The organism is Mesorhizobium sp. M0058 (assembly GCF_040323095.1).
GTDB lineage: Bacteria > Pseudomonadota > Alphaproteobacteria > Rhizobiales > Rhizobiaceae > Mesorhizobium.
Window position 1 is genome coordinate 95411 of the sequence record NZ_JAMYUQ010000013.1, and the last position, 23438, is coordinate 118848.

The window sequence follows — 23438 nt, forward strand, 5'->3', positions numbered from 1 at the left end:
AACGGACGCATCGATGAACAGCAAGCGGTCCTATCTCGATACACTCAACGCCGGCAGGCCGCGCAGGCCGAACACCACACTTGATGAATTGAACCGCTCGCTGGAAACGCTGGAGCAGCGGCTGGAGCGCAAGCGCGAGGACGCCGCCGAGCGCTTCGATCCGCGCCGGCCGCCGGCAGAGCCGCGCTACGCAAGCGCCCAGCCCTACGCCCCGCCGCGCTGGTACGAGGACCCGCAGCCCACGCCGCGGCCGAAAGGCGCCGGGCCGGCCGGCTTCGACCAGAACTATCAGGCGATCGCGCGCGACATCGACCGCGTGCGCGGCCAGGAAGACAGCGTCGCCGTGGTCGGCAAGATCGCCGGCGAATTGCGTGGCCTGCGCGAGGAACTGCGCCATCAGATGACGGCCGGCCTGCAGCGCGAATTCGCCGCGTTGCGCAAGGACATCGAACGGGCCTTCCAGGCGAGCAACCAATCGGGTGGTCAGGCAGGCGGCTTGCCCGGCAAGGGCAGCGCCGAACTCGGCGTCGAATTCGAGCGGCTGTCCGGCGCAATCCAGACGCTGGCCGAGAAGAGCGACGACCGAAGCGTCAACATGCTGCGGCTCGAGCTCGAGCAGGTAAAGACGGCGCTCGACACATTGGCGCGCGAGGAAAGCGTGCTGAAGGTCGACCGCCGCTGGGACGATTTCGACCGCCGCTGGAGCGCGTTCGAGGACCGTGTCGACGCCGACCAGCGCAACCGTGCCGACGGCCCCGGATTTTCGGCCCTGACCGACCGGCTCGAACAGATCAGCAATGCCGTCCACAATCTGCCGGAATCGCTGTCGCTGCGCTCGATGGAAGAAAAGGTCCGCACCCTTGCCGGCGCCGTCGATCATTTCGTCAGCCAGCAGAGCAACCGCGGCGGCGACACGCTTGGCCTGATCGACGAACGGCTTGATGAGATTTCGCGCGCCATCGTCGCCTCGACCGTCGCCGCACAGGCCAATTCCTTCGACCCCGAACCCTTTGAACGCATCGAGAAGCGGATCGCCTCGCTGGCGCAGCAGATCGAGGAAGTCGTGCAGGTTCGTCCGAGCGGCGAGGTTCTCGACCGTCTCAGCACGCTGTCGAACAGGGTCGACGAGCTTGCCGGCCGCGCCAATCTGCCGGAACAGGCGATGGAGCGCCTCGGCAAGCAGATCGCGATGATCGCCGACAAGATCGACCGCGCCCCGGCCATGCCCGACGCCGACTATATCTTCCAGGGTCTGGAACAGCGCTTCGACGTGCTGTCGGGCATGATGGAACGTCGGCAGGGCGATGCCATCGAACAGGGCAACATGCTGTTTCGCGATCTCGAGCGGCGGCTGGACGAGGTTGCCGACCGGCTGGACCAGCGCCAGCCGCAGGCTGACAGCGCCGGCATCATGGACGCCATCGACGCACGCTTCACCGCGCTCGCCCAACGCATGGAGACGCGCATTCCCGATCCTGCCAACGAGGCGGCGATCCGCGGCCTGGAAAGCCGGCTCGAAGACATTTCAAGCCGGCTGGAATCGTCGGCCGCGCAGGTCGCCGGCATCGATCCGGCACTGATCCGCAGCCTTGAGGCGCAGGTCTCCAGCCTATCGGCGCATCTGTCGAAGCCCGGCACGCCGCTGCCGGAATTCGAGGACATCAGCCCGCGCCTCAACGAAATCGAGAAGTCGCTGGCCGGAACCCGCGAATCCATCATGGGCGCGGCACGCGAAGCAGCCGAGAGCGCCGTGCGCTCGCTGGCAGATTCCAACGCCAACACCGCGGCCGTTACCGGCCTTGCTCAGGATCTGAAGACGCTGGAAGCGCTGACGCGCCGTTCGGACGAGCGCAATTCACGGACATTCGAGGCTATCCACGACACGTTGCTCAAGATCGTCGATCGTCTGGGCTCGCTGGAGACCAGCGAACCGGCCGAGGCGGTGAGCGAGCTTCTGGATGCCCAGGCCGAGCCGGCGCGGCGGGCCCGCGCTGCACGCGCCTCCAAGATTTCGGTGCAGGACGCGCCGTCGATGGATATCGACCAGCCGCTGCCGCTGACCGGAGACATGGCCGATCTCGACGGCCGCGCCGCCGCCATCATGCGCAGCGAGCCGGATATGCGCGCCGACCCGGGTACGCGTAGCGACCCGGTCATGGGCAGCGAACCCGTACGGCGCTCGCCAGCCGAGGCTGCCGCGGCCGCTGCCCAGGCAGCGCTCGGTTCCGACAGGATTGCCGAGAACGGCGAAGCCACGGCCAAGAAGTCGCTGTTCGGTGGATTTGCGCGCGCCTTCAGGGGCAAGAAGCCGGCTGACATGCCGCCGCTTGCCGGCTCGGGGCCCAATGTCGACCTGCCGAGCGTCGATCTCGACGAGCCGCTCGATCCGAAGCTCGCCAACCGGCCGTTGGAGCCGGGCTCCGGCGCGCCCGACCTCAACGCCATCATGAAGCGCGTACGCGACGAACGTGGCCCACCGGTGCGCCAAAACTCCGGCGATGCGTCGAAATCCGACTTCATTGCCGCGGCCAGGCGCGCGGCGCAGGCCGCGGCCGCCGAGGCCGACGCGTTGAAACGCCAGTCTACCATGAAGGGCCCGGTCAAGGCGCTTCGTATCGGCGACCTGCTCAAGGCGCGGCGCAAGCCGATCCTGATGGGAGCGGTCGCGATCATGCTGGCGCTTGCCGGCCTCCAGTTGGGCAAGGCCTTCTTCGCCGACCCGGTCGAGGTCGCAAGCAACGATACAGCGCCGATCGTCGCCTCGCAGCCGGTCGAGACTGCCTCGGTCAACGCTGCCAGCCAACCCAAGGCAGAACAGCAGGTGGCCGTTCAGGACGTGCCGGCCCGGATCGTCAGGCAGGCGGAGCCCACGGAACCGCCAGCTGGCAACGATGCGCCAATGAATGCGGCCTCGGTCGCTGGGCCCGAAGTGCCGGCGGTGGAGCCCGCGCCAGCGCCGATGGCTTTGGCCGATCCGGCCCCCGCGCCAAATGCAATGCTGCCGACCACCGCCACTGCGGAACCGGCGGCTGCCGACGCGCAGCCTGCGGCCGCCGTCATGGCGCCCTCGGCCTCGGATACGACGGCCTCGGATACTACCGGCGCCGTTCCGCCGGCTGATGCCGCGGTAGCACCTGTCGTGGCCAAGATAGACGTTCCGGCCGATGCCGGCCCGCAAGCCTTGCGCGACGCGGCTGCCGGCGGTGACGCCAAGGCGCTGTTCGAGCTCGGTTCGCGCTATGCTGAATCGCGCGGCGTCAAGGAAGACATGGCGGCAGCGGCCAAATGGTACGAAAAGTCGGCCGAGCTCGGCTTCGCACCGGCGGAATACCGCATCGGCAATTTCTACGAGAAGGGCATCGGCGTCACGCGCGACGTCAAGAAGGCAAAGACCTTCTACCAGCTCGCCGCCGCGCAGGGTAATGCCAGCGCCATGCACAATCTGGCCGTTCTGTTTGCCATGGCCGCCGACGGCGTGACCGACAATGAATCGGCCGCGCACTGGTTTCAGGCGGCGGCCGATGTCGGCGTCAAGGACAGCCAGTTCAATCTCGGCATCCTGGCGGCAAAGGGCGTCGGCATGAAGCAGAGCCTGGAGGAATCCTACAAATGGTTCGCGCTCGTCGCCAAGACCGGCGACAAGGATGCGGCTGCAAAGCGCGACGAAGTCGCCACTGCGCTGCGCCCCGAACAGCTGGAGCGGGCGCGCGCCGCCACGGAACTGTGGAAGCCGAAGCCGCTCGACCCGGCGTTCAACTCGGCCGACATTCCTGAATCCTGGCAGGAAGGCACGCCGCAGACCACCGCCAGCGTCGACATGAAGAAGGCGGTCAAGAACATCCAGCTCATCCTCAACAAGAACGGCTACGATGCCGGCGGCGCCGATGGCGTGATGGGCGGCAAGACCAAGACCGCAATCATGGCTTTCCAGACCGACAACAAGATGCAGGCGACCGGCGAAATCGACGAAAAGCTGGTGAAGGCGCTGCTGGCGCACAAATAACGGCAGATGCGTCGCTAACGCGACGCCCTTGCCATACATTTGCCTGTTAACTGCTTGAGATGTTTTTTGTTTCGGTAGGGCGACGGGGTTTGATCCCACTGCCCCGGCGGTGCAAGAAAGAATTGGCTTTTCGGTGCGACAATGCCCTGGAATGGCTGCAATCGCCGACAGGCAAACTGATCGAGACTGACGGGTGGGCATCTATCTCCCGATCGCGGAAATTTCCGTCAACGTCTTCGTGCTGCTGGCAATGGGCGCGGCGGTGGGTTTCCTGTCGGGCATGTTCGGGGTCGGTGGCGGCTTTCTGATCACGCCGCTCTTGATCTTCTACAACATCCCGCCGGCAATCGCCGTTGCTACCGGTGCCAACCAGGTTATCGCCTCCTCCTTCTCCGGCGCGCTGTCGCACATGAAGCGCGGCACGCTCGACTTCAAGCTCGGCGGGGTGCTGCTGGCCGGCGGCATCGTAGGCTCGACCGGCGGTATCTTCGTCTTTGCCTTCCTGCGTCGGCTCGGCCAGCTCGATTTGTTTATCTCACTGCTTTACGTCGTGCTGCTTGGCACCGTCGGCGGGCTGATGCTGGTCGAGAGCGTCAATGCGCTGCGCGCGACGCGCAGCGGTGCGGCGCCGGTCTTGAAGAAATCCGGCCAGCACAACTGGATCCACCGGCTGCCGCTGAAGATGCGCTTCAGGGCCTCGAAGCTGTTCGTCAGCGTCATTCCGGTGCTGGGGCTCGGCGCCGGCATCGGCTTCCTGTCGTCGATCATGGGTGTCGGTGGTGGCTTCATCATGGTGCCGGCGCTGATCTACCTCCTGAAAGTGCCGACCAACGTCGTCATCGGCACCTCGCTGTTCCAGATCATTTTCACCTCGGCCTACACCACGCTGGTCCACGCCACCACCAACCAGACGGTCGACGTCATGCTTGCCTTCCTGCTGATGGCGGGCGGCGTTGCCGGCGCGCAATATGGCGCCAAGGCAGGACAGAAGCTGCGCGGCGAACAGCTCAGGGCACTGCTGGCGCTGCTGGTGCTGGCGGTTGCCATCCGGCTTGCCATCGATCTCTTCGTCACGCCGCCAAACCTCTATTCGCTGACCGCCGCGGGCCTGAACTGATGCCGCGGTGGGGGATTTTTTCGGCCGCCGTTTTGCTTTTCGCCCTCGCTCTGCCGGCGGCAGCGCAATCGCCGAACCCCTTGCCGGAAGGCATCCAGATCGGTCTCTCCACCGACGCGGTGTCGATCACCGCCGGCTTTTCCGGCGCCGACCTGACCATTTTCGGTTCGCTGGAAAATCCCGACCCGCTGGTCGCGCGACAGGGGCGCTACGACGTCATCGTCGTGCTCGAAGGCCCGCCGCGGCCGGTGGTGGTGCGCCGCAAGGACCGGGTGCTCGGCGTCTGGGTCAATCTGGAATCCGAGACCTTCGAGAACGTGCCGGTATCCTACTCCGTCGCCACGACGCGGCCGCTGCAGGACATCACCGAACCCAACAGCTACAAGCAGCTGTCGCTCGGCGCCTCCAACCTTTACATGCAGCCGGCCGAGGTAACCGACAGTCCGGCGACGATCGAGGAATTCACCGTGGCGCTGCGCGAGCGCAAGGCGGCGACCGGCCTCTATAGCGAGAATGTCGGCGGCGTGCAGTTCCTGTCGCAGAACCTGTTTCGCGCCACGGTGCGGCTGGCGCCCAACGTCCCGGTTGGAACCCATAAAGCCCGCGCGTTCCTGTTCAAGAGCGGTCTGTTCCTCAAGGAAAGCTCGGCCCAGCTCGAAATCCGCAAATCGGGCTTCGAACAGTCGATCTTCCGCGTCGCGCATGATTACTCGTTTCTCTACGGCGTCTTCTCCGTGTCGCTGGCCATGATCACCGGCTGGCTGGGCAGGCTGATCTTCCGCAGGGATTGACGCGCACGACCCATTTCCGGGGAAAGGGGGTTCCCCTTTTCTCAGTCTTGCGATAGACCGCCGCCTCCCAACCCTCGGGTTACACGCACAATCATTCGGCAGAACGGTCAGGCCTCTGGACGGCGCGCGCCTTGCGGACGCCTGCCACAGCGACGACCCAATGACAGGAGGCTGCAATGCACCAGGCATTTGGCGGCATCGATTTCGGCACGTCCAATTCTACGGTGGGCGTGATCCGCAACGGCCAGGCACGGCTGGTGGCGCTGGAAGGCGGACAGCCGACATTGCCAAGCGCGGTTTTCTTCAACTTCGAGGACGGTCACACCTATTTCGGCCGCCGCGCCATTGCCGACTACACCGATGCCATCGAAGGCCGGCTGATGCGGTCGCTGAAGAGCGTGCTCGGCAGTTCGCTGGCGCATGAGAAGACGCGGATCAAGGCCCGGCAGATCGGTTTCATCGACATTGTCGGCATGTTCGTCGGCCATTTGAAGAAGCGGCTTGAGGAAGATGCCGGCGCTCCGGTGGAGAACGTTGTGCTCGGCCGGCCGGTGCAATTTGTCGACGACGATGTGGAAGCCGATGCCAAGGCGCAAAGCGAGCTTGAAAAAGCGGCGCGCGCGCAAGGCTTCAAGCACATCGCCTTCCAGTTCGAACCGATTGCGGCAGCACTCGACTATGAGCAGGACGTGAAGCGCGAGGAACTGGCGTTGATAGTCGACATGGGCGGCGGCACGTCCGACTTCTCGATCGTGCGCGTTTCGCCGCAACGCGCCCGCTCACGCGACCGCAAGGACGACATCCTCGCCAACCGAGGCATTCATATTGGCGGCACCGATTTCGACCGGCTGCTCAGCATCGCCCATGTCATGCCCAAGCTCGGCTATCTCTCGCCCACAAAAGACGGCAAGCGCAACCTGCCGGCGAGCTATTTCATTGATCTCGCGACGTGGCAGCGCATCAACCTCGTCTATACTGCCAAGGCGATGACGCATCTGAGGCAAATCCGCTTCGAGGCCGTCCGCGCCGACCTTGTCGACCGCTTCATCCATATTGTCGAGCACCGTTACGGCCATGCGCTGGCCGGCCTCGTCGAACGAGCCAAGATCGCGCTGACGGATCAGGCTTCGGCCGATGTAACGGTGGCGCTGCCCGGCGCGGGTTTTGCCGCCGAGATCACGCGAGACGGCCTGGAAGAGACGATTGCCGCCGACATCGAGCGGGTGTCCGCTACGGTGCGGCAGACGATTGCCGATGCTGGCGTGAAAGCGTCCGACATCACCGCCGTGTTCCTCACCGGCGGCTCGACCGCCATCCCGCTGGCACGGCGCGAAATCCTGTCGCTGGTGCCGCAAGCCGCCGTTATCGAGGGCGACATGTTCGGTTCGGTCGGCCTTGGCCTGGCGCTGGATGCACAGCGGAAGTTCGCCTGATCGCTTACGCCGGATTGCTGACGGCCTCAGCGCCGAGATGCGCCTTGAGCGCCATCTGGGCGAGGCTTGCCTGGCGGTCGCGATGGGTGATCATGGCGAAGTCGCGCTTCGGCAGTTCGAGCGGCACCGACCGGAGACTGCCCTCGGCGACGGCGCGTCCGACGACGAGGTCCGAGATGATGGTGGCGCCGGCGCCGGCCTCGACCGCCTGGCGAACCGCCTCGTTGCTCGGCAGCACCAGAAATATCTGCAGGTCGCCAAGCGATATCCCCTCGCGGCGGGCCAGGTCCTCCAGCACCTCGCGCGTGCCCGAACCACCCTCACGGATGATCCAGCGCAGCCCTCTGATATCCGGGCGGCCCGGCGCGATCTCGGCGATTTCGGGATGCGAGGCGGCGACGACCAGCATCAACCTGTCGACGTCGACCTTGGTGCGGCGGAGGATGTCTGACTCGGTGCGCCCCTCGACCAGACCGAGATCGGCGGTGCCGTCGAGCACATTGGCCTCGACCTGCCTGGTGTTGCCGATGCTGACGCTTAAGCGCACCGCCGGGTAGGCTTCATGGAAAGAGGCCAGCCTGCGCGGCAGCCAGTAGCTGGCGATGGTCAGGCTGGCGGCGATCGACAGGCTGCCGGCGACCGTCTGCGAGACATGCTCCAGCACATTTCGGGCGGCGGCGGCGCGTTCCAGCACCGCCTTGGCCTCGGGCAGGAAACGGTGGCCGGTCTGAGCCAGCTCGATGTTGCGGCCGACACGGTTGAACAGATGAACGCCATGCTGCTCTTCCAAAGCGCGGATGGCCGCCGACGCCGCCGACTGGGAGATGCCCAAAAGCTCCGCCGCCTTGGTCATATGGCCGCGTTCGGCAACGGCAACGAAAATGCGCAACTGGTCCAGCGTCATGTGTGCATTAAGAACCAATTCCGATCGAATTTACAAGAACAACTGATTAGACGGATCGATAGCTTTATTCTACTTTTTCAGTCGAAGTTAGAAAGAATTCGCCAACAAATCGCGGCCAACAAAATGATCGGGCGGTTCAGATCCCTGTTTGCGCATTGGACCCGTGGCCTCAGGCGGCGGCTGGCCGGCGATCGATATCATCCTGAAGAACACTATATGCGTGGCCCCGGACCGAAGACGCGGGCCAAATTCGCAGGTAGCAAAAGCACGCCGGCATCATGAACCCAGCTGCGCCGCGCGGAGCCAATTCCGCACCGTCGCAACGGCCGCTTGGCGATACACGCGCGCCTGATGAAGGCGACGGCGTCGACACCTCGCCCGCTATCTCCGACAGCATCGCCAAGACCACCTGTTATATGTGCGCCTGCCGGTGCGGCATCGACGTCCACATCAAGGACGGCAAGGTGCGCTACATCAACGGCAACAAGGCCCATCCGGTTAACCGCGGCGTAATCTGCGGCAAGGGCAGCTCCGGCATCATGCAGCACTACAGCCCGGCGCGGCTGAAGAAGCCGCTGTTGCGCAGCGGCCTGCGCGGCTCGGGCGAATTCCGCGAGATCGAGTGGGAGGAAGCGTTTTCGATTGCGACCGGGCGGCTATCGCATATCCGCCGGACCGATCCGAAAAAGCTCGCCTTCTTCACCGGGCGCGACCAGTCGCAGTCGCTGACCGGCTGGTGGGCGAGCCAGTTCGGCACGCCGAACTTCGCCGCCCATGGCGGCTTCTGCTCGGTCAACATGGCGGCCGGCGGGCTCTACACGATCGGCGGCTCGTTCTGGGAGTTCGGCGAGCCGGACTGGGACAATACGAAATACTTCATGCTGTTCGGCGTCGCCGAGGACCATGATTCCAACCCGATCAAGATCGGCTTGGGTAAACTCAAGGCGCGCGGCGCCAAGGTGGTGTCGATCAACCCGTGCCGCACGGGCTACAACGCGATTGCCGACGACTGGATCGGGATCCGGCCCGGCACCGACGGCCTCTTCGTCTTCGCCCTCATCCACGAACTGCTCAAGGCGGGCCGCGTCGATCTCGATTATCTGCTCCGCTACACCAACGCCCATGTGCTGGTCATCCAGGAGCCGGGCGCGGTCGATGACGGGCTATTCCTGCGCGACAGCGACAACAATATTCTCGCGTGGGACAGAGTGGCGAAGACAACCGTCAACGCAGCCGATGCGGATGCGAAGCCGGCGCTGACCGGCAGCTTCACGTTCGCCGGCCGCCGCTGCGTGCCGGTGTTTCGGCTTATCGCCGACCGCTACATGGACGACAGCTACGCACCCGATGCGGTCGCGGCACGATGCGGCATTCCGGCCGACACCATCCGCCGGATCGCCGCCGAACTCGCCCACGTCGCCTTCGAACAGACGATCGAACTGCCGGTTGCGTGGACCGACTGGGCCGGACGGCGGCACGAGACGATCAAGGGACGGCCGGTGTCGATGCATGCCATGCGCGGCATCTCGGCCCACTCCAACGGCTTTCACTCCTGCCGCGCCATCCACCTGCTGCAGGTGCTGCTCGGCACGGTGGACGTGCCCGGCGGCTTCCGTTTCAAGCCGCCCTACCCGCGCTCGGCGCCGCCGGGACCGAAGCCGGCCGGCAAGGTGGTCAAGCCGATGACGCCGCTGGGCGGTATGCCGCTCGGCTTCGTCTGCGGGCCGGACGATCTCCTGGTCGACGAGGCCGGCACGCCTTTGCGCATCGACAAGGCTTATTCCTGGGATGCGCCGCTCGCCGCGCATGGGCTGATGCATACGGTCATCCGAAATGCGTGGGCCGGTGACCCGTACCCGATCGACACGCTGATGATGTACATGTCGAACATGGCTTGGAATTCCTCGATGAACACCGTCGAGACCATTGCCATGCTCACCGACCATGACGAAGCGGGTAACTACAAGATCCCCTTCATCATCTATTCCGACGCCTATTATTCCGAGACGGTGCCGTTCGCCGATCTGGTGCTGCCCGACACCACCTATCTCGAACGTCACGACTGCATCAGCCTGCTCGACCGGCCGATCAGCCATGCCGACGGGCCGGGCGACGCGATCCGCCATCCGGTGGTCGAACCGGACCGAGATGTCAGGCCGTTCCAATCGGTGCTGATCGAACTTGGCGCTCGGCTTGGCCTGCCCGGCTTCGTCGAGGACGATGGCTCGGCCAGATATGCCGACTATGCCGACTACATCGTCAATCACGAACGCACGCCCGGCATTGGCCCGCTCGCCGGCTGGCGCGGCAAGGACGGCACGTCTGTCGGCAAGGGCGAAGTCAATCCCGACCAGCTGCAGCGCTACATCTACAATGGCGGCTTCTGGCACCAGGATTTTGCTGAGGACCAGCGCTATTACAAGATGGCCAACCGCTCCTATCTCGACTTCGCAGAGCAGATGGGGTTCATCCCCAAGGCCGAGCCGATCGTGTTCCAGCTCTATTGCGAACCGATGCAGCGCTTTCGCCTCGCCGCGCGCGGTCATGGTCGCGTCCAGCCGACCGAGAGCGAACGCCAGCGCATCGAGACCTATATGGATCCGCTGCCGTTCTGGTTTACGCCGTTCGAAGAGGCCGCGGTCGATCCGCAGAAATACCCGCTGCATGCGCTGACGCAGCGGCCTATGCACATGTATCATTCCTGGGGCTCGCAGAATGCGTGGCTGCGGCAAATCACCAGCCAGAACCGCCTGTTCGTGCACCACCAGACCGCGGCAGTTCTCGACCTGGCCGACGACGACTGGGTGTGGATCGAAAGCATCAACGGCCGGGTGAAGGGACAGATCAAGCTGGTCGACGGGGTCAATGCGGATACGGTCTGGACATGGAACGCCATCGGCAAAAGGCGCGGCGCCTGGGGGCTGAAGGACAACGCCGCCGAGAGCAATCGCGGCTTCCTGCTCAACCACATCATCGGCGACCAGACATCGGCTGACGCGAAAGGCAAACGCTATTCGAATTCCGATCCGGTGACCGGCCAGGCGGCGTGGTTCGACCTCAGGGTACGCATCGTCAAATGCTCTGATGAGGAAGCCGGCTTCACCGAACCGCAATTCGAGCGTTTCAGCCAGCCGCCAAATGTCGAGCCTTCGCCCGACATCCTTCGCTTCGGCGCCGAGTTCCGCGTCAATAGGGAAGCCGTGGAATGACCTGCCTTCCCGCCCATACAGACAAGAAGCTTGGCCTGGTCATCGACCTCGACACCTGCGTCGGCTGCCAGGCCTGCGTCACCGCCTGCAAGGAGTGGAACACCGGCGGCCACATGGCGCCACTGACCGACATCGACCCCTATGGCGGCCGTGTCGACGGCGTCTGGTTCAACCGCGTGCACAGCTATGAGCACACGACCGAGGCCGGCGGGCGCACGGTCAACTTTCCGCGCTCCTGCCTGCATTGCGAGACGCCTGCCTGCGTCACTGTCTGCCCGACCGGCGCGTCCTACAAGCGGGCGTCGGACGGCATCGTGCTGATCGACGAAAGCAAATGCATCGGCTGCAAACTGTGCAGTTGGGCCTGCCCCTATGGCGCGCGCGAATTCGATACCGACGTCGGCGTGATGAAGAAATGCACGCTGTGCGTCGATCGCATCTACAACGACAATCTGGCCGAGGAAGACCGCGTGCCGGCCTGCGTTGCCGCCTGCCCGACCAGCGCCCGGCATTTCGGCGATCTCGGCGATCCCTCGTCGGCTGTCTCGCAACTGGTGGCGGAGCGTGGCGGCGTCGACCTGATGCCGGAGATGGGCTACAAACCGACCAACAAATATCTGCCGCCGCGCGCCCAGCGCGCCGCATGGGTGCCGGCGCCAAGGCTCGAGCCAGTCACGGCCGAAGGCGGTTTTCTCGGCTGGATCGACCGCATGCTTTCGAACTGACCAATGCATCCAGCCTTTTCCGTCGTCTTCTTCACAACTGCCACAGGAGCGGGCTACGGCCTGCTGGCGCTGCTTGGCGTGCTTGGCGGACTGGGTTTTATCCCGGCCCATTTCTGGCTCGGCCTTATCGGCATGGGGCTGTCGCTCGGCCTGATCGCCGCCGGCCTATTGTCCTCGACCGGCCATCTCGGCCGCCCCGAACGTGCATGGCGCGCCTTCTCGCAATGGCGCAGTTCCTGGCTGTCGCGCGAAGGCGTGGCCTCGGTCGCGACCTTCATTCCCGCCGGGCTGTTCGGCATCGGCTGGGTGTTTTTTGGCCGCACCGGAGGCTGGATGGCCATCGCCGGGTTTCTCGCAACTATCGGCGCAATCGTCACCGTCTGCACCACCGGCATGATCTATGCCTCGCTGAAGCCGATCGCGCAGTGGCATAGCCCGTATACGCTGCCGGGCTATCTCATCTTTTCGGCGATGACCGGCAGCGTGCTGTTGAACGCGCTGCTGCAGGCTTTCGCCATCAGCCCGACCGCCGTTGCGGTAGCCGCCCTGCTGCTGACCTTGCTCGGCTGGGGCTGGAAGCTGGCGACGTGGCGATACAATGACGCGCTGGAGATCGCGACCACCGCCAACACGGCGACAGGCCTCGCCGGAGGGACGGTGCGCTCGCTGGAATGGCCGCACACCGAGGAGAACTACCTGCTCAAGGAAATGGGCTTTCGCATCGCCCGCAAGCACGGTGCAAAGCTGCGGCTGATCACGCAGTTGCTGGCTTTCGCCTTGCCTGCCCTGCTGCTGCTTTCTGTCTTATTCGCTTTGCCCTGGCCATTCGCAGCGGTGCTGTCGGTGCTTGCGGCAACCGTCCAGTTCGCCGGCATGCTGGTCGAGCGCTGGCTGTTCTTCGCCGAGGCCAAGCACACCGTCACCCTCTATTACGGCCGGTAGAGCGTCCCGCCGCCAGGCGGCCCGTGCTCGTGGCGCCGCCGGCAAATCCTTAAGCAGGATTTCGATCGCGGCATCGATTACAGCTGTCCTGCGGTCGTGCGCGTAAAGGCCGTATTGGACCGTGAGCGGCTCGGGCAGGCCGGCTGACGTCTTCAGCACCCGCATCGAAGCAGTGCGCACGGATTCGGGCGGAAGCAGTCCAACGCCCAGTCCGTTCTCGATCGCGGCCTGAAGGCCGGTGACGCTCTGGCACGACAGGACGATCCGGTGCTCCCGGCCGGCGGCGACCAGCGCCTCGATCATCCGCCTGCGCCAAGGGCAGGTTGCGCCGAAGGCGGCGAGATCGAGTGGCCGGTCATGGTCCAGCACATAGTCCTGGGCGCAGACCCACTGCAGTTCGACGTTCCATGTCGTCACGGCATCGGCCGCGACGACGGATGTCGGGGCAATCATGACATCCAGCGCATCCTCGCTCCACAGCCGTCCCAGCGCGACGCTGTGCTCGACCATCGCGTCGAGGCTGATGTCGGGATAGGTGCGATGCAGCCGCCCAAGCGCGGCCGAAAGCGCGGCCGTGGTGACCTCTTCGGCAAGACCAATACGCACGCCGCCGCCAATGCTAGCCTGCTGCAGACGCGCCACCGCTTCGTCGCCGAGAGCGAGGATGCGGGTCGCGTATCCCAGAAAGAGCTCTCCCGCCGCAGTCGGTACGACACCGCGGCCGGTGCGCTGGAACAAGTGCCGTTGGAGCAGGCCCTCCAGCCGGCGCATCTGCATGCTCATCGCCGATTGGGTCTTGCCGGTCTGCGCGGCGACCCTGCTCAGGCTACCTTGCCGGCAGACCGCGACATAGGTGCGGAGAAGGTCGAGGCCGATCTGCTCAGATATCATTTTGTTTGAACTCTGATGTCATAGGTATCAGTCTACAATGATATCTCGCCACGCGCTATCTCACACTCAAGAGAAACAGCGCAGGGAAGAAAACCATGAAAGCGATCCGTGTTCACCGCCATGGCGGGCCAGATATGCTCGCCTACGAAGATGTCGACATCGGCCAGCCCGGACCGGGCGACGTGCGCGTGCGCAACCGGGCGGTCGGCCTCAACTTCGTCGACATCTATTTTCGCACCGGCGAATACGCGCCGCCCGCTCTGCCATTCATTCCCGGCAATGAAGGCGCCGGCGAAATCGTCGCCGTCGGTGAAGGCGTCAGCGGCTTCGCGCCTGGCGACCGAGTCGCCTATGTCGAGACGCTCGGCGCCTATGCCGAAGAACGCATCGTGCCCGCGCATTTCGTCGTGCATCTGCCCGACGCCATCGATTTCGAGACAGGTGCGGCGATGATGCTGAAAGGGCTGACGGCGCAATATCTGCTGCGCCGCACGTTTCGCGTCGAGGCGGGCCATACCATCCTGGTGCATGCCGCGGCGGGCGGCGTCGGCCTCATCCTGACGCAATGGGCCAAACATCTCGGCGCGACCGTCATCGGCACGGTCGGTTCACCCGAAAAGGCCGAACTTGCGCGCGCCAATGGCTGCGACCATGTCATCGACTACATCAAAGAGAATTTCGCCGCACGGGTGAAAGAGGTCACCAACGGCGAAGGCTGCCACGTCGTCTATGACGGCGTCGGCAACGTGACCTTCCCCGCCTCACTCGACTGCCTGCGGCCGTTCGGCACCTTCGTCAGCTACGGCACAGCGTCGGGGTCGATCCCGCCATTCGACATCATGCTTTTGATGCAAAAGGGTTCGCTGTTCGCCACCTGGCAGTTGCTGTTCCATCATCTCGCCAGGCGTGAGGACGTCGTCGCCATGAGCGAGGATCTGTTCAGCGTCGTCCTCAGCGGCGCAGTGAAAATCCCGGTGCACACAAGCATGCCGCTTGCCGAAGTGGCGGAGGCGCATCGCCGGCTCGAGGCACGGCAGACGACAGGCGCAACCGTGCTTATACCGTAGAAACTCAGCCCGGCCGCAGCATCGAACCGGAAATGGCGAAGATGCGCGCGGCGCCCATCATATAGGCCATCAACGTCTCGCGGCGGAACAGGCCGGCATAGGCGCGGTCGAGCACGTTGAGCGAGCCGGTATAAGCGCCGAAGGCCGGCATGATCATGCGGCCGCCATCGCCGGCAAAGCAGCGCCGCCGCACCGAGCGGCCCTGCTGGACGATGCGGGCGCAAGGGTGAAGATGGCCGGCAACTTCGCCCTCGGTTCTTATCTTCGACGGCTCGTGGCGGAACAGCAGCGAGCCGATGGCGAGTTCGCGCACCGTCTCGCCGGGCAAATCCGCCGGCGCTTCCGGGTCATGGTTGCCGGCGACCCAGAACCAGTCGCGGCCGGCCATCAATGCTTCCAGCCGATCGCGGAAGGTTTGATGCATGCGCTCGGCGCCGCCGCCGTCGTGGAAGGAGTCGCCCAGGCTGATGACGATGGCCGGCTGGTAGTCCGCGATTACCGCCTGCAGCCGGAGCAGAGTGGCGCCGGTATCGTAGGGCGGGATCAGTGCGCCGCGCCTGGCGAAGGACGAGCCCTTTTCCAGATGCAGGTCGGAGACCGCGAGCAGCCTCAGATCGGGGAAATAGAGCACGCCGCGCGAATCACAGATCGCGCGCTCGCCCGCGATGCCGACAAAGTCGGCCTCGGCGATCAGCGATGCCCGCGCCAGCGAAAAATTCATTCCTCAACCATCCCAGGACCCATGGCTTCCTCGACCAAAGTCGCGGCATCCATCAGCAGCGTTTCGTCGGCCTCGCCGTTCACCGGCATCTTGCCGATTTCGAGCATGATCGGCACGGCCAGCGGCGATATCTGTTCGAGTGCCTTATGCACGATTCGACCCTGGATACGCGAGAGCATGTCGGCAAGTCTGCTGACATCGAGCAGACCGGTCGCCGCGTCGGCGCGCGTCGCCTGCAGCAGGATGTGGTCGGGCTCATGGCTGCGCAGCACGTCATAGATCAGATCGGTCGAGACGGTGACCTGGCGGCCGCTTTTCTCCTGGCCGGGGTGACGTTTCTCGATCAGGCCTGAAATCAGCGCGCAGTTGCGGAAGGTGCGCTTGAGCAGCCAGCTGTCGGCCAGCCAAGCCTCGAGGTCGTCGCCCAGCATGTCCTGGTCGAACAGAGCGCCAAGCGAAGGTTTCCGCGATTTGAACATCGCGCCCATATCGCCCAGCGACCAGATGGCCAATGCGTAGTCGGTGGCGACGAAGCCAAGCGGCCTGGCGCCGGCCCTGTCCAGCCGGCGGGTGAGCAGCATGCCGAGCGTCTGGTGCGCCAGCCTGCCCTCGAAAGGATAAGCGACGAGATAGTGACGGTTGCCGCGCGGAAAGGTCTCGATCAAGAGGTCGTCGCGTTTGGGCAATACCGATTTGTCAGCCTGGAACCGCAGCCAGTCCGATACCTGCTCGGGCAGCTTCTTCCAGCGCTGCGGGTCGTCCAGCATGGCGCGCACCTGCTCGGCGAGGTAAGTCGAAAGCGGAAATTTGCCGCCGCCATAATAAGGAACCTTGGCGTCGCTTCCCGGCGCATTCGAGACGAAGCATTCGTTCTCGCGGATGCCTTCGAAGCGCAGCACTTTGCCGGCAAACATGAAGGTGTCCCCATGCGTCAGCGTTTCGAGGAAGGCCTCCTCGATCTTGCCCAGAGCCCGGCCGCCGTGCGAAGCCGAGCCTTTGCTGCCGGCCTTGACGTAACGCACATTGAGCGCCGGCACCTCGATGATGGTGCCGACGTTCAGCCGATATTGCTGCGCGACGCGGGGATTGGAGACCCGCCACATGCCGTCCTTGTTGAGGCGGATGCGGGCGTAGCGCTCGTAGTTCTTCAGTGCGTAGCCGCCGGTGGCGACGAAATCGATGACGCGGTCGAATGTCGGCCGGTCGAGGCTGGCATAGGGCGCTGCTGTCAGCACTTCCTCGTAGAGATCGTCGGCGCGAAACGGCGCTCCGCAGGCGCAGCCCAGCACATGCTGGGCCAGCACATCGAGCCCGCCATTGACCAGCGGCGGCGTATCCTGGGCGCCCAGATAGTTGGCGTCCAGCGCTGCCCGGCACTCCAGCACCTCGAAACGATTGGCCGGGATGAGGATCGCCTTCGACGGCTCGTCCATGCGGTGGTTGGCACGGCCGATGCGCTGCGCCAGCCGGCTGGCGCCCTTGGGCGCCCCGACATGCACGACCAGATCGACGTCGCCCCAATCGATGCCGAGATCGAGCGTCGAGGTGGCAACGATGGCACGTAAGGCATTGTCTCCCATCGCCTTCTCGACGCGGCGGCGCTGGGTGACATCGAGCGAGCCGTGATGCAGCGCGATCGGCAAGGTATCCTCGTTGACCCGCCACAATTCCTGAAACAGCAGCTCGGCCTGGCTGCGGGTGTTGACGAACAGCAGGGTGGTCTTGTGGCGCTTGATCTCGCGGTAGATTTCCGGCGTCGCATAGCGCGCCGAATGGCCGGCCCATGGCACGCGCTCTTCCGAATCGAGGATCGAGATTTCGGGCTTCGCGCCGCCGGTTACGACGATGAGCTCAGACATATCGGGACTTGCCAGGCCTTTGGGCGGATTCTGGCTCACCAGCCAGCGCCGCAACTCGTCGGGCTCGGCCACCGTTGCCGACAGACCGATCGTCTGCAGGCCGGGCACGATGCTGCGCAGCCGCGCCAGCCCGAGCGCCAGCAGATGGCCGCGTTTCGATGTCACCAGCGAATGCAACTCGTCGAGCACGACATAGCGCAGATCCTCGAAGAAGCGCCCGGCATCGCCGGCCGCAATCAGCAGCGCCAATTGCTCGGGCGTGGTGAGCAGGATATCGGGCGGCGCCAGCTTCTGGCGCTGCCGCTTGTGGGAAGGCGTGTCGCCGGTGCGCGTCTCGATGGTGACGGGCAGGCCGATCTCCTCCACCGGCTTGCCGAGGTTGCGCTCGATGTCGACGGCCAGCGCCTTCAGCGGCGAGATGTAGAGCGTATGGATGCCGCGCCGTGCCATACCGGCTTTGCGTCTGGGGCGGTTGGCCAGTTCGGTCAACGATGGCAAGAAGCCGGCCAGTGTCTTGCCGGCGCCGGTCGGTGCGATCAAGAGCACCGATTGCCCGGCTTGAGCCTTCGCCAGCAGCTCGATCTGGTGAGCGCGCGGCGACCAGCCTTTTTCGCCAAACCATCTGATGAATGGCTCGGGCAGAAGGACGGCGGCATTTTGTTTGGCAAGGCGCGGCTGCTCGGTCACGCGAAAGAGGTAGCGCGACGGCGCGCGATCGCCAAGGAAAATCGGAACAAAAGGTGATCGGGTGAGTTGCCCTCACCCCGTACGGGGAGAGGATGCCGGCAGGCACGTGAGGGACAGCGCGAGCTTTCAATCGCTGGCGCCGCCCCTCATCCGCCCTTCGGGCACCTTCTCCCCGTGAACGGGGCGAAGGAAGAGGCGCTAAGGCCGCCGAAACCCAGTCGGCCCGCCATAGAGATACCCAATCCGATCAACCGCATCCTTCAGCCCTTCGCGCGAGACCAGCATGGTGTGGCCGTTGGCGTGGATCATGGTCTCGGCGTCGGTCATAACGGCGACATGCCCCTTCCAGAACACGAGGTCACCGCGTTTTAGCCCGGCATAATCGGATCCCGGATCGAGCGGCTCGCCGAGGCCTGCCGCCTGCATGTCGGAATCTCGAAGCACATTGCGGCCGGCCATGCGCATGGCCAGTTGCACGAGGCCAGAACAGTCGATGCCGAAGCCGGAGGTGCCGCCCCAGAGATAGGGCGTGCCGATAAACATCTCGGCGACCGAGACATAGTCGGCGGCGATATCGCTGACGGGGCGCACATGGCCGGCGATCAGCGCCTCGCCGGAAGGCAACAGCGCATAGTGCGTGCCGCGCGTTTCGGCAGCGCCGGTTACCGTCACCGTCGAGCCCATTGACAATTGGCCGCTGATCGGGAAGCGCAGATCCGGGCCAGGATAGAGGAAGGTGCGCGGCGCCGTGACGATGTGGGTTGGCGCATGCTCGCGTGCGCCCAGCATGGTGGCGCCGACGTAGCCGACATAGCCGTCGCGTTCGGCCTGGACCCAGGCCCATCCCTCGGCTTCCTCGAAGACAAGCACATCGTCGCCGAACAGTACCTGCGTGTTGACGCCGGCATCCGGGCGCGGTGCCTTGCGCAGGTCAGCCACGGAGGCTGTGATCCGAGCCGGACGGCCGGTGACGAAGCGATCGGCCGAAACCTTCCCTTTCAGCCTTGCATCGGCGAGGTCGGAACGGAAGGCGTGGAGGCGGGCATCCCTGGCAGTCAAATCGGTACTCGTTCTAATTCAGCGATTGATCAGATGGGCAGTTCGTGGGCCCTGGCAACGATACCATCCCCGAAGCGCTCGACAAAGAGCGCGCCTTCGACCGTGCGCCGGATCAGCACATTGCGCTTGTCGAGCTCGTCGCGATGGCGTGACACCAGTTTCAGCGCACCCATAGTGTCGAGGGCGCGGGTGATGACCGGCTTGGTGACATTGAGGCGGGCTGCCAGGCCGCGCACCGTGTGCGGCGGCGGGTCGAGATAGATGGTGAACAGGATCGCCGTCTGGCGCATGGTGAGATCTGGCGCGCCGGCGCGCACCTGCGACAACATCACCTGCTGCCATAGTCGCATCGCCTGGCTCGGACGCATCGAAATCGACATCGCGCGAGCATGACGGAAAATTGTTTCGGTTCCGTTTCAGTTTAGAGGCAGTGTGCTTTGCTCACGACCCTAGGCATAGCGCCTCGAAATGACCCGCTCCAGTGCACGGATGCCTTGCGCCTCGCCGCCGGCGGGTCCATAGGGGCGATCGGACGGGTTCCAGGCGAAGATGTCGAAATGCGCCCAGCCCGTTGTCCGTTCGACAAAGCGCTTGAGGAACAGCGCCGCGGTGACCGAGCCGGCGAAACCGTCCGTGGTGACGTTGTTGATGTCGGCGATCTTCGACGCCAGCCTGGCGTCATAGGGCCGCCACAACGGCATGCGCCACAACGGATCCTCGACGGCCACCGAGGCCGCAGCCAGTTCGGACGCCAGCGCTTCGTCGCCAGTGTAGAAAGGCGGCAGATCGGGACCGAGCGCGACACGCGCTGCCCCGGTCAGCGTCGCCATGTCGATCAGCAGTTCCGGCTCCTCGTCATCGGCCAGCGCCAGCGCATCGGCCAGCACCAGCCGCCCTTCGGCGTCGGTGTTGCCGATCTCGACGGTAATGCCCTTGCGGCTGGTCAGTACATCTCCAGGCCGGAAAGCGTTGCCGGCAATCGAATTCTCGACCGCCGGGATCAGGACGCGCAGCCGGATCTTCAGCCCGGCAGCCATGATCATCGAGGCCAGGCCCAGCACATTGGCGGCGCCGCCCATATCCTTCTTCATCAAGAGCATGCCCGACGACGGTTTGATGTCGAGGCCGCCAGTGTCGAAACAGACACCCTTGCCGACCAGCGTCACCTTCGGCGCGCCTTCCGGTCCCCAAACCATGTCGATCAGTCGCGGCGCTCCGACCGAGGCCCGGCCGACCGCATGGATCATCGGGAAATTCTGCTTCAGGAGATCATCCCCCTTGATCACCGACACCTCGGCCTTGTGAGTGGCCGCCAGGGTCCGCACGGCCTTCTCCAACTCGTCCGGTCCCATGTCGCTGGTCGGCGTGTTGACGAGGTCGCGCGCCAGGAAGACGCCGTCGGCGATGCGCCGGACGCGTCCTGCATCTACGCCGAGCGGCAGCGCAAAACGCAGCGTCTTGCCTGATTTCTTTCCGTAGCGAGTGAAGACGTAACCGCCGAGCACCAAGGCTATGGCCGCGAGTTCCGGCTCGGCTGGAGCGGCGGCAAAATGCCAGTCGCCTTCCGGCAAGGCTCTCGCCAGCATGCCGACGGCCAGCGCGCCCTCGCCATCACCGACGCCGAACAAGGCGCCGGCAAGGGAACCGTTGTCGCCGGGAACGGCGAGCGTCCTACCGGCTTCGCCGGAAAAGCCGTTGGCGGCCGCCCATGCGGTCATGGAAGGCGAAAGCCCCAAGGCCTCCAGTCCATCGCTCGCGACCAGATGGACCGGCAGGGCAGTGTTTAGTGTCTCGATGAGTTCGACGGGCATTCGATGGTCTCCGGGAGGCTTGCAGGTCGTCCTCAGTCAAGTGACAGGGACGTCGGATGATTTCAACATCTATGCACAGGGGCCGGCATGGGACTGCCAGGCCAAAGGCTTCCGGCGGGCCGTTCACCGATCCGACGGCTCACTTTTTAACTGTCCGTTAGGGTTAACAGAATATTTCTGCGGGGATGAAGATGGCCACGTGAATGGCCACGCGCAGGAATGGAGAGCCCCGTGCCGATGCCCACCAACCGCAGGATGAACGTCACGGGCAAACGGTTGGTCACCACGGCACTGCTGATGGCGCTGGCGGCCGGTGTTGCCGGGTGCGGAACCAGCAAGCTCACGACCGGCTCGATCGGGCGCACCAGCGGCAAACCGCTGGAAACCATGTCGGCCAGCGAGTTGCACGGGGCGACCGGGCGGCTGGGCGAATCCTACGCAAAGAACCCCAACGACAAGCGGCTGGCGACAAATTTTGCGGCGGCGCTCCAGATGGACGGCGATGCCGACCAGTCGCTTGCCGTGATGCGCAAGCTGGCGATCGCCTACCCCAAGGATCGCGACGTGCTTGCCGCCTACGGCAAGGCGCTGGCCGCCAACGGCCAGTTCGAGCCGGCGCTCGACGCCGTGCGCCGGGCGCAGACGCCGGAATATCCGGACTGGCGGCTGATGTCGGCCGAGGCCGCCATTCTCGACCAGCTTGGCCAGAAGGATGAAGCGCGCCAGAACTACCGCAAGGCGCTGGACCTAAAGCCGAACGAACCCTCGATCCTTTCCAATCTCGGTATGTCCTATGTGCTGGAAGGCGATCTGCGCACCGCCGAGACCTATATGCGCTCGGCAGCCCAGCAACCGAATGCCGACAGCCGGGTGCGCCAGAACCTTGCGCTGGTCGTGGGACTGCAGGGCCGCTTCGACGAGGCCGAGAAGATCGCGTCGCAGGAGCTTTCACCCGAACAGGCGCAAGCCAATGTAGCCTATCTTCGCCAGATGCTTGCCCAGCAGAACGCCTGGAGTCAGCTCAAGGATCAGGACAAGGCAAAGCCGGCGACCAACTGAGCGCCGCATGGGCGCCGGCTCCGCACAGCGCAAAATCCGTCCACATCTCAAAGCTGAAAACAAGAGCCGCACTGCATTGGCAGTGCGGCTCTTTTGTATGGCTGCAACGAGGCCTACTGGCTTGAGGAATTGTGCTGGTCGCCGAAGATGCCGCGCTGACTGACCTGAATGCCGGCTGGGCCCAGAATGATAGCGAACAAAACCGGCAGGAAGAACAGGATCATCGGCACGGTAAGCTTCGGCGGCAGGGCGGCGGCCTTCTTCTCGGCGGCATTCATGCGCATGTCACGGCTTTCCGAGGCCAGCACGCGCAATGCGTGCGCCACGGGTGTGCCGTAGCGTTCGGCCTGGACCAGCGCCTGGGACACTGACTTCACCGACTCCAGGCCGGTACGAGCCGAGAGGTTTTCATAAGCCTGCTTGCGCTCCTGCAGATAAGAGAGTTCGGCGTTGGTCAGCACGAATTCCTCCGCCAGCGCCACCGACTGCGAACCGATCTCCTCGGAGACCTTGCGCAAGGCGGCCTCGACCGACATGCCCGATTCGACGCAGATCAGCATCAGGTCGAGCGCATCCGGCCACGCCGCCTGGATCGACTGCTTGCGCTTGGCGGCACGATTGTTGACGTAAAGGATCGGCGCGTAGAAACCGGCGTAGGCGACAAGGATGCAGACGAACAGTTTCACGAAGGCCGGCCGGTCAGGCAGTCCGCCGAGCACGAACAGATAGATCGCTGCCAGCGCGAAACCGACAAAAGGCAGGATCAGGCGGAAGAACAGGAAGCGGGTCAGCGGGTTCTGGCCACGAAAGCCCGCCACCTTGAGCTTCTGCAACGTGCCTTCATCGGCCAACGCACGCCGCAGGTCCAGCCTGTCGACGATGTTGCGCATGCCGATCGACTGCTCTTCGCGCAGCCCCTTGCGGCGACGATCGGCTTCATTGGCAAGCCGCGCGCGCTGCTTGGCGCGCAATTCGTCACGCTCCAGCGCCACCGATCTCATGCGAGTCTTGAGCTGATTGCCACCAAGGGCCGGCAGCACCGTGAAGACGGTCGCGAACACCGCAATGCCAACCAGCAACGCTATCAGGAAGGCAGGATCGGTCAGCGATTTTACGACTTGGTCGGTCATTCGTTTTCAGTCTTTTCGTTTCGAGCTTTC

The 23438-nt window shown here is 64.5% G+C and carries 17 protein-coding genes and 1 pseudogene; 10 read left to right on the top strand and 8 right to left on the bottom strand.

Features of this window, described 5'->3' with window-relative positions:
* Window positions 1–13: 13 nt before the first annotated feature.
* The 4 genes from NKJ75_RS22755 to NKJ75_RS22770 all read left to right on the top strand — a co-directional run bounded on the left by NKJ75_RS22755 (window position 14) and on the right by NKJ75_RS22770 (window position 7344).
* A complete protein-coding gene (locus NKJ75_RS22755; RefSeq protein ID WP_352500238.1) occupies window positions 14–4003 on the top strand; it encodes a peptidoglycan-binding protein in 3990 nt (1329 codons plus the stop codon).
* 193 nt (window positions 4004–4196) lie between these two features.
* Window positions 4197–5120 (top strand): sulfite exporter TauE/SafE family protein, encoded by a 924-nt coding sequence (locus NKJ75_RS22760; protein WP_023669608.1) that lies wholly within the window; start codon window positions 4197–4199, stop codon window positions 5118–5120.
* On the top strand, window positions 5120–5911 hold the full coding sequence (locus NKJ75_RS22765) for a TIGR02186 family protein (protein WP_023669607.1): 792 nt from the start codon (window positions 5120–5122) through the stop codon (window positions 5909–5911). Before NKJ75_RS22760 ends, NKJ75_RS22765 begins: the two co-directional genes overlap by 1 nt.
* Before the next feature lie 176 nt (window positions 5912–6087).
* Window positions 6088–7344 (top strand): Hsp70 family protein, encoded by a 1257-nt coding sequence (locus NKJ75_RS22770; RefSeq protein ID WP_023745292.1) that lies wholly within the window; start codon window positions 6088–6090, stop codon window positions 7342–7344.
* Window positions 7345–7348: 4 nt separating this feature from the next.
* Here NKJ75_RS22770 and NKJ75_RS22775 read toward each other — a convergent pair whose 3' ends face one another.
* The gene (locus NKJ75_RS22775) at window positions 7349–8248 is read right to left on the bottom strand and encodes a LysR substrate-binding domain-containing protein (RefSeq protein WP_023699495.1); all 900 of its coding nucleotides are present in this window, start codon (window positions 8246–8248) and stop codon (window positions 7349–7351) included.
* 278 nt (window positions 8249–8526) lie between these two features.
* Here NKJ75_RS22775 and NKJ75_RS22780 point away from each other — a divergent pair, with 278 nt between their 5' ends.
* From NKJ75_RS22780 to NKJ75_RS22790, 3 genes are read left to right on the top strand one after another with little or no spacing between them, the layout of a single operon-like run.
* Window positions 8527–11457 (top strand): molybdopterin oxidoreductase family protein, encoded by a 2931-nt coding sequence (locus NKJ75_RS22780; protein ID WP_352500239.1) that lies wholly within the window; start codon window positions 8527–8529, stop codon window positions 11455–11457.
* Window positions 11454–12182: a 4Fe-4S dicluster domain-containing protein gene (locus NKJ75_RS22785; RefSeq protein WP_352500240.1), complete on the top strand. Its 729-nt coding sequence runs from the start codon at window positions 11454–11456 to the stop codon at window positions 12180–12182. Before NKJ75_RS22780 ends, NKJ75_RS22785 begins: the two co-directional genes overlap by 4 nt.
* Window positions 12183–12185: 3 nt before the next feature.
* Window positions 12186–13124 carry a dimethyl sulfoxide reductase anchor subunit family protein gene (locus tag NKJ75_RS22790; RefSeq protein ID WP_023688708.1) on the top strand — a complete coding sequence of 313 codons (939 nt, stop codon included), beginning with the start codon at window positions 12186–12188 and terminating at the stop codon, window positions 13122–13124.
* Window positions 13125–13184: 60 nt separating this feature from the next.
* Here the strand turns inward: NKJ75_RS22790 and NKJ75_RS22795 are convergent.
* A pseudogene (locus NKJ75_RS22795) lies at window positions 13185–14015 on the bottom strand (LysR substrate-binding domain-containing protein); the annotation flags it as partial.
* Between the two features lie 95 nt (window positions 14016–14110).
* Here NKJ75_RS22795 and NKJ75_RS22800 point away from each other — a divergent pair.
* Window positions 14111–15082, top strand: a complete 972-nt coding sequence (locus tag NKJ75_RS22800; RefSeq protein ID WP_352500241.1) for a quinone oxidoreductase family protein — start codon at window positions 14111–14113, stop codon at window positions 15080–15082.
* A 4-nt stretch (window positions 15083–15086) separates the two neighbouring features.
* Here NKJ75_RS22800 and pdeM read toward each other — a convergent pair whose 3' ends face one another.
* A complete protein-coding gene (gene pdeM, locus NKJ75_RS22805) occupies window positions 15087–15803 on the bottom strand; it encodes a ligase-associated DNA damage response endonuclease PdeM (RefSeq protein WP_023692555.1) in 717 nt (238 codons plus the stop codon).
* Window positions 15800–18304: a ligase-associated DNA damage response DEXH box helicase gene (locus NKJ75_RS22810; RefSeq protein WP_245263045.1), complete on the bottom strand. Its 2505-nt coding sequence runs from the start codon at window positions 18302–18304 to the stop codon at window positions 15800–15802. Before NKJ75_RS22810 ends, pdeM begins: the two co-directional genes overlap by 4 nt.
* On the opposite strand from NKJ75_RS22810, the gene NKJ75_RS22815 reads away from it, so the two are divergent.
* Complete coding sequence (locus NKJ75_RS22815) at window positions 18212–18406, top strand: hypothetical protein (RefSeq protein WP_245260071.1); 195 nt, start codon at window positions 18212–18214, stop codon at window positions 18404–18406. The two genes, NKJ75_RS22810 and NKJ75_RS22815, sit on opposite strands and share 93 nt — an antisense overlap.
* A gap of 141 nt (window positions 18407–18547) precedes the next feature.
* Here the strand turns inward: NKJ75_RS22815 and NKJ75_RS22820 are convergent, their stop codons facing one another.
* The 3 genes from NKJ75_RS22820 to NKJ75_RS22830 form a co-directional block, all read right to left on the bottom strand.
* A complete protein-coding gene (locus NKJ75_RS22820) occupies window positions 18548–19408 on the bottom strand; it encodes a C40 family peptidase (RefSeq protein WP_023831958.1) in 861 nt (286 codons plus the stop codon).
* Between the two features lie 29 nt (window positions 19409–19437).
* The gene (locus tag NKJ75_RS22825; protein WP_023669596.1) at window positions 19438–19788 is read right to left on the bottom strand and encodes a MarR family winged helix-turn-helix transcriptional regulator; all 351 of its coding nucleotides are present in this window, start codon (window positions 19786–19788) and stop codon (window positions 19438–19440) included.
* A gap of 69 nt (window positions 19789–19857) precedes the next feature.
* Window positions 19858–21219 carry a leucyl aminopeptidase family protein gene (locus NKJ75_RS22830; protein ID WP_023726845.1) on the bottom strand — a complete coding sequence of 454 codons (1362 nt, stop codon included), beginning with the start codon at window positions 21217–21219 and terminating at the stop codon, window positions 19858–19860.
* A gap of 237 nt (window positions 21220–21456) precedes the next feature.
* Here NKJ75_RS22830 and NKJ75_RS22835 point away from each other — a divergent pair, with 237 nt between their 5' ends.
* Window positions 21457–22278 (top strand): tetratricopeptide repeat protein, encoded by an 822-nt coding sequence (locus NKJ75_RS22835; protein WP_023669594.1) that lies wholly within the window; start codon window positions 21457–21459, stop codon window positions 22276–22278.
* Window positions 22279–22391: 113 nt separating this feature from the next.
* On the opposite strand, the gene NKJ75_RS22840 is transcribed toward NKJ75_RS22835, so the two are convergent.
* Window positions 22392–23408: a type II secretion system F family protein gene (locus tag NKJ75_RS22840; RefSeq protein WP_023696714.1), complete on the bottom strand. Its 1017-nt coding sequence runs from the start codon at window positions 23406–23408 to the stop codon at window positions 22392–22394.
* Between the last annotated feature and the right edge of the window lie 30 nt (window positions 23409–23438).

What these genes read in the sequence shown, in the direction of transcription:
- NKJ75_RS22755 (WP_352500238.1), top strand. Translation starts at nt 14, where the DNA reads ATGAACAGCAAGCGGTCCTATCTCGATACACTCAACGCCGGCAGGCCG.
- NKJ75_RS22765 (WP_023669607.1), top strand. Translation starts at nt 5,120, where the DNA reads ATGCCGCGGTGGGGGATTTTTTCGGCCGCCGTTTTGCTTTTCGCCCTC.
- NKJ75_RS22770 (WP_023745292.1), top strand. Translation starts at nt 6,088, where the DNA reads ATGCACCAGGCATTTGGCGGCATCGATTTCGGCACGTCCAATTCTACG.
- NKJ75_RS22775 (WP_023699495.1), bottom strand. Translation starts at nt 8,248, where the DNA reads ATGACGCTGGACCAGTTGCGCATTTTCGTTGCCGTTGCCGAACGCGGC.
- NKJ75_RS22780 (WP_352500239.1), top strand. Translation starts at nt 8,527, where the DNA reads ATGAACCCAGCTGCGCCGCGCGGAGCCAATTCCGCACCGTCGCAACGG.
- NKJ75_RS22785 (WP_352500240.1), top strand. Translation starts at nt 11,454, where the DNA reads ATGACCTGCCTTCCCGCCCATACAGACAAGAAGCTTGGCCTGGTCATC.
- NKJ75_RS22790 (WP_023688708.1), top strand. Translation starts at nt 12,186, where the DNA reads ATGCATCCAGCCTTTTCCGTCGTCTTCTTCACAACTGCCACAGGAGCG.
- NKJ75_RS22800 (WP_352500241.1), top strand. Translation starts at nt 14,111, where the DNA reads ATGAAAGCGATCCGTGTTCACCGCCATGGCGGGCCAGATATGCTCGCC.
- pdeM (WP_023692555.1), bottom strand. Translation starts at nt 15,803, where the DNA reads ATGAATTTTTCGCTGGCGCGGGCATCGCTGATCGCCGAGGCCGACTTT.
- NKJ75_RS22825 (WP_023669596.1), bottom strand. Translation starts at nt 19,788, where the DNA reads ATGTCGATTTCGATGCGTCCGAGCCAGGCGATGCGACTATGGCAGCAG.
- NKJ75_RS22830 (WP_023726845.1), bottom strand. Translation starts at nt 21,219, where the DNA reads ATGCCCGTCGAACTCATCGAGACACTAAACACTGCCCTGCCGGTCCAT.
- NKJ75_RS22835 (WP_023669594.1), top strand. Translation starts at nt 21,457, where the DNA reads ATGCCCACCAACCGCAGGATGAACGTCACGGGCAAACGGTTGGTCACC.
- NKJ75_RS22840 (WP_023696714.1), bottom strand. Translation starts at nt 23,408, where the DNA reads ATGACCGACCAAGTCGTAAAATCGCTGACCGATCCTGCCTTCCTGATA.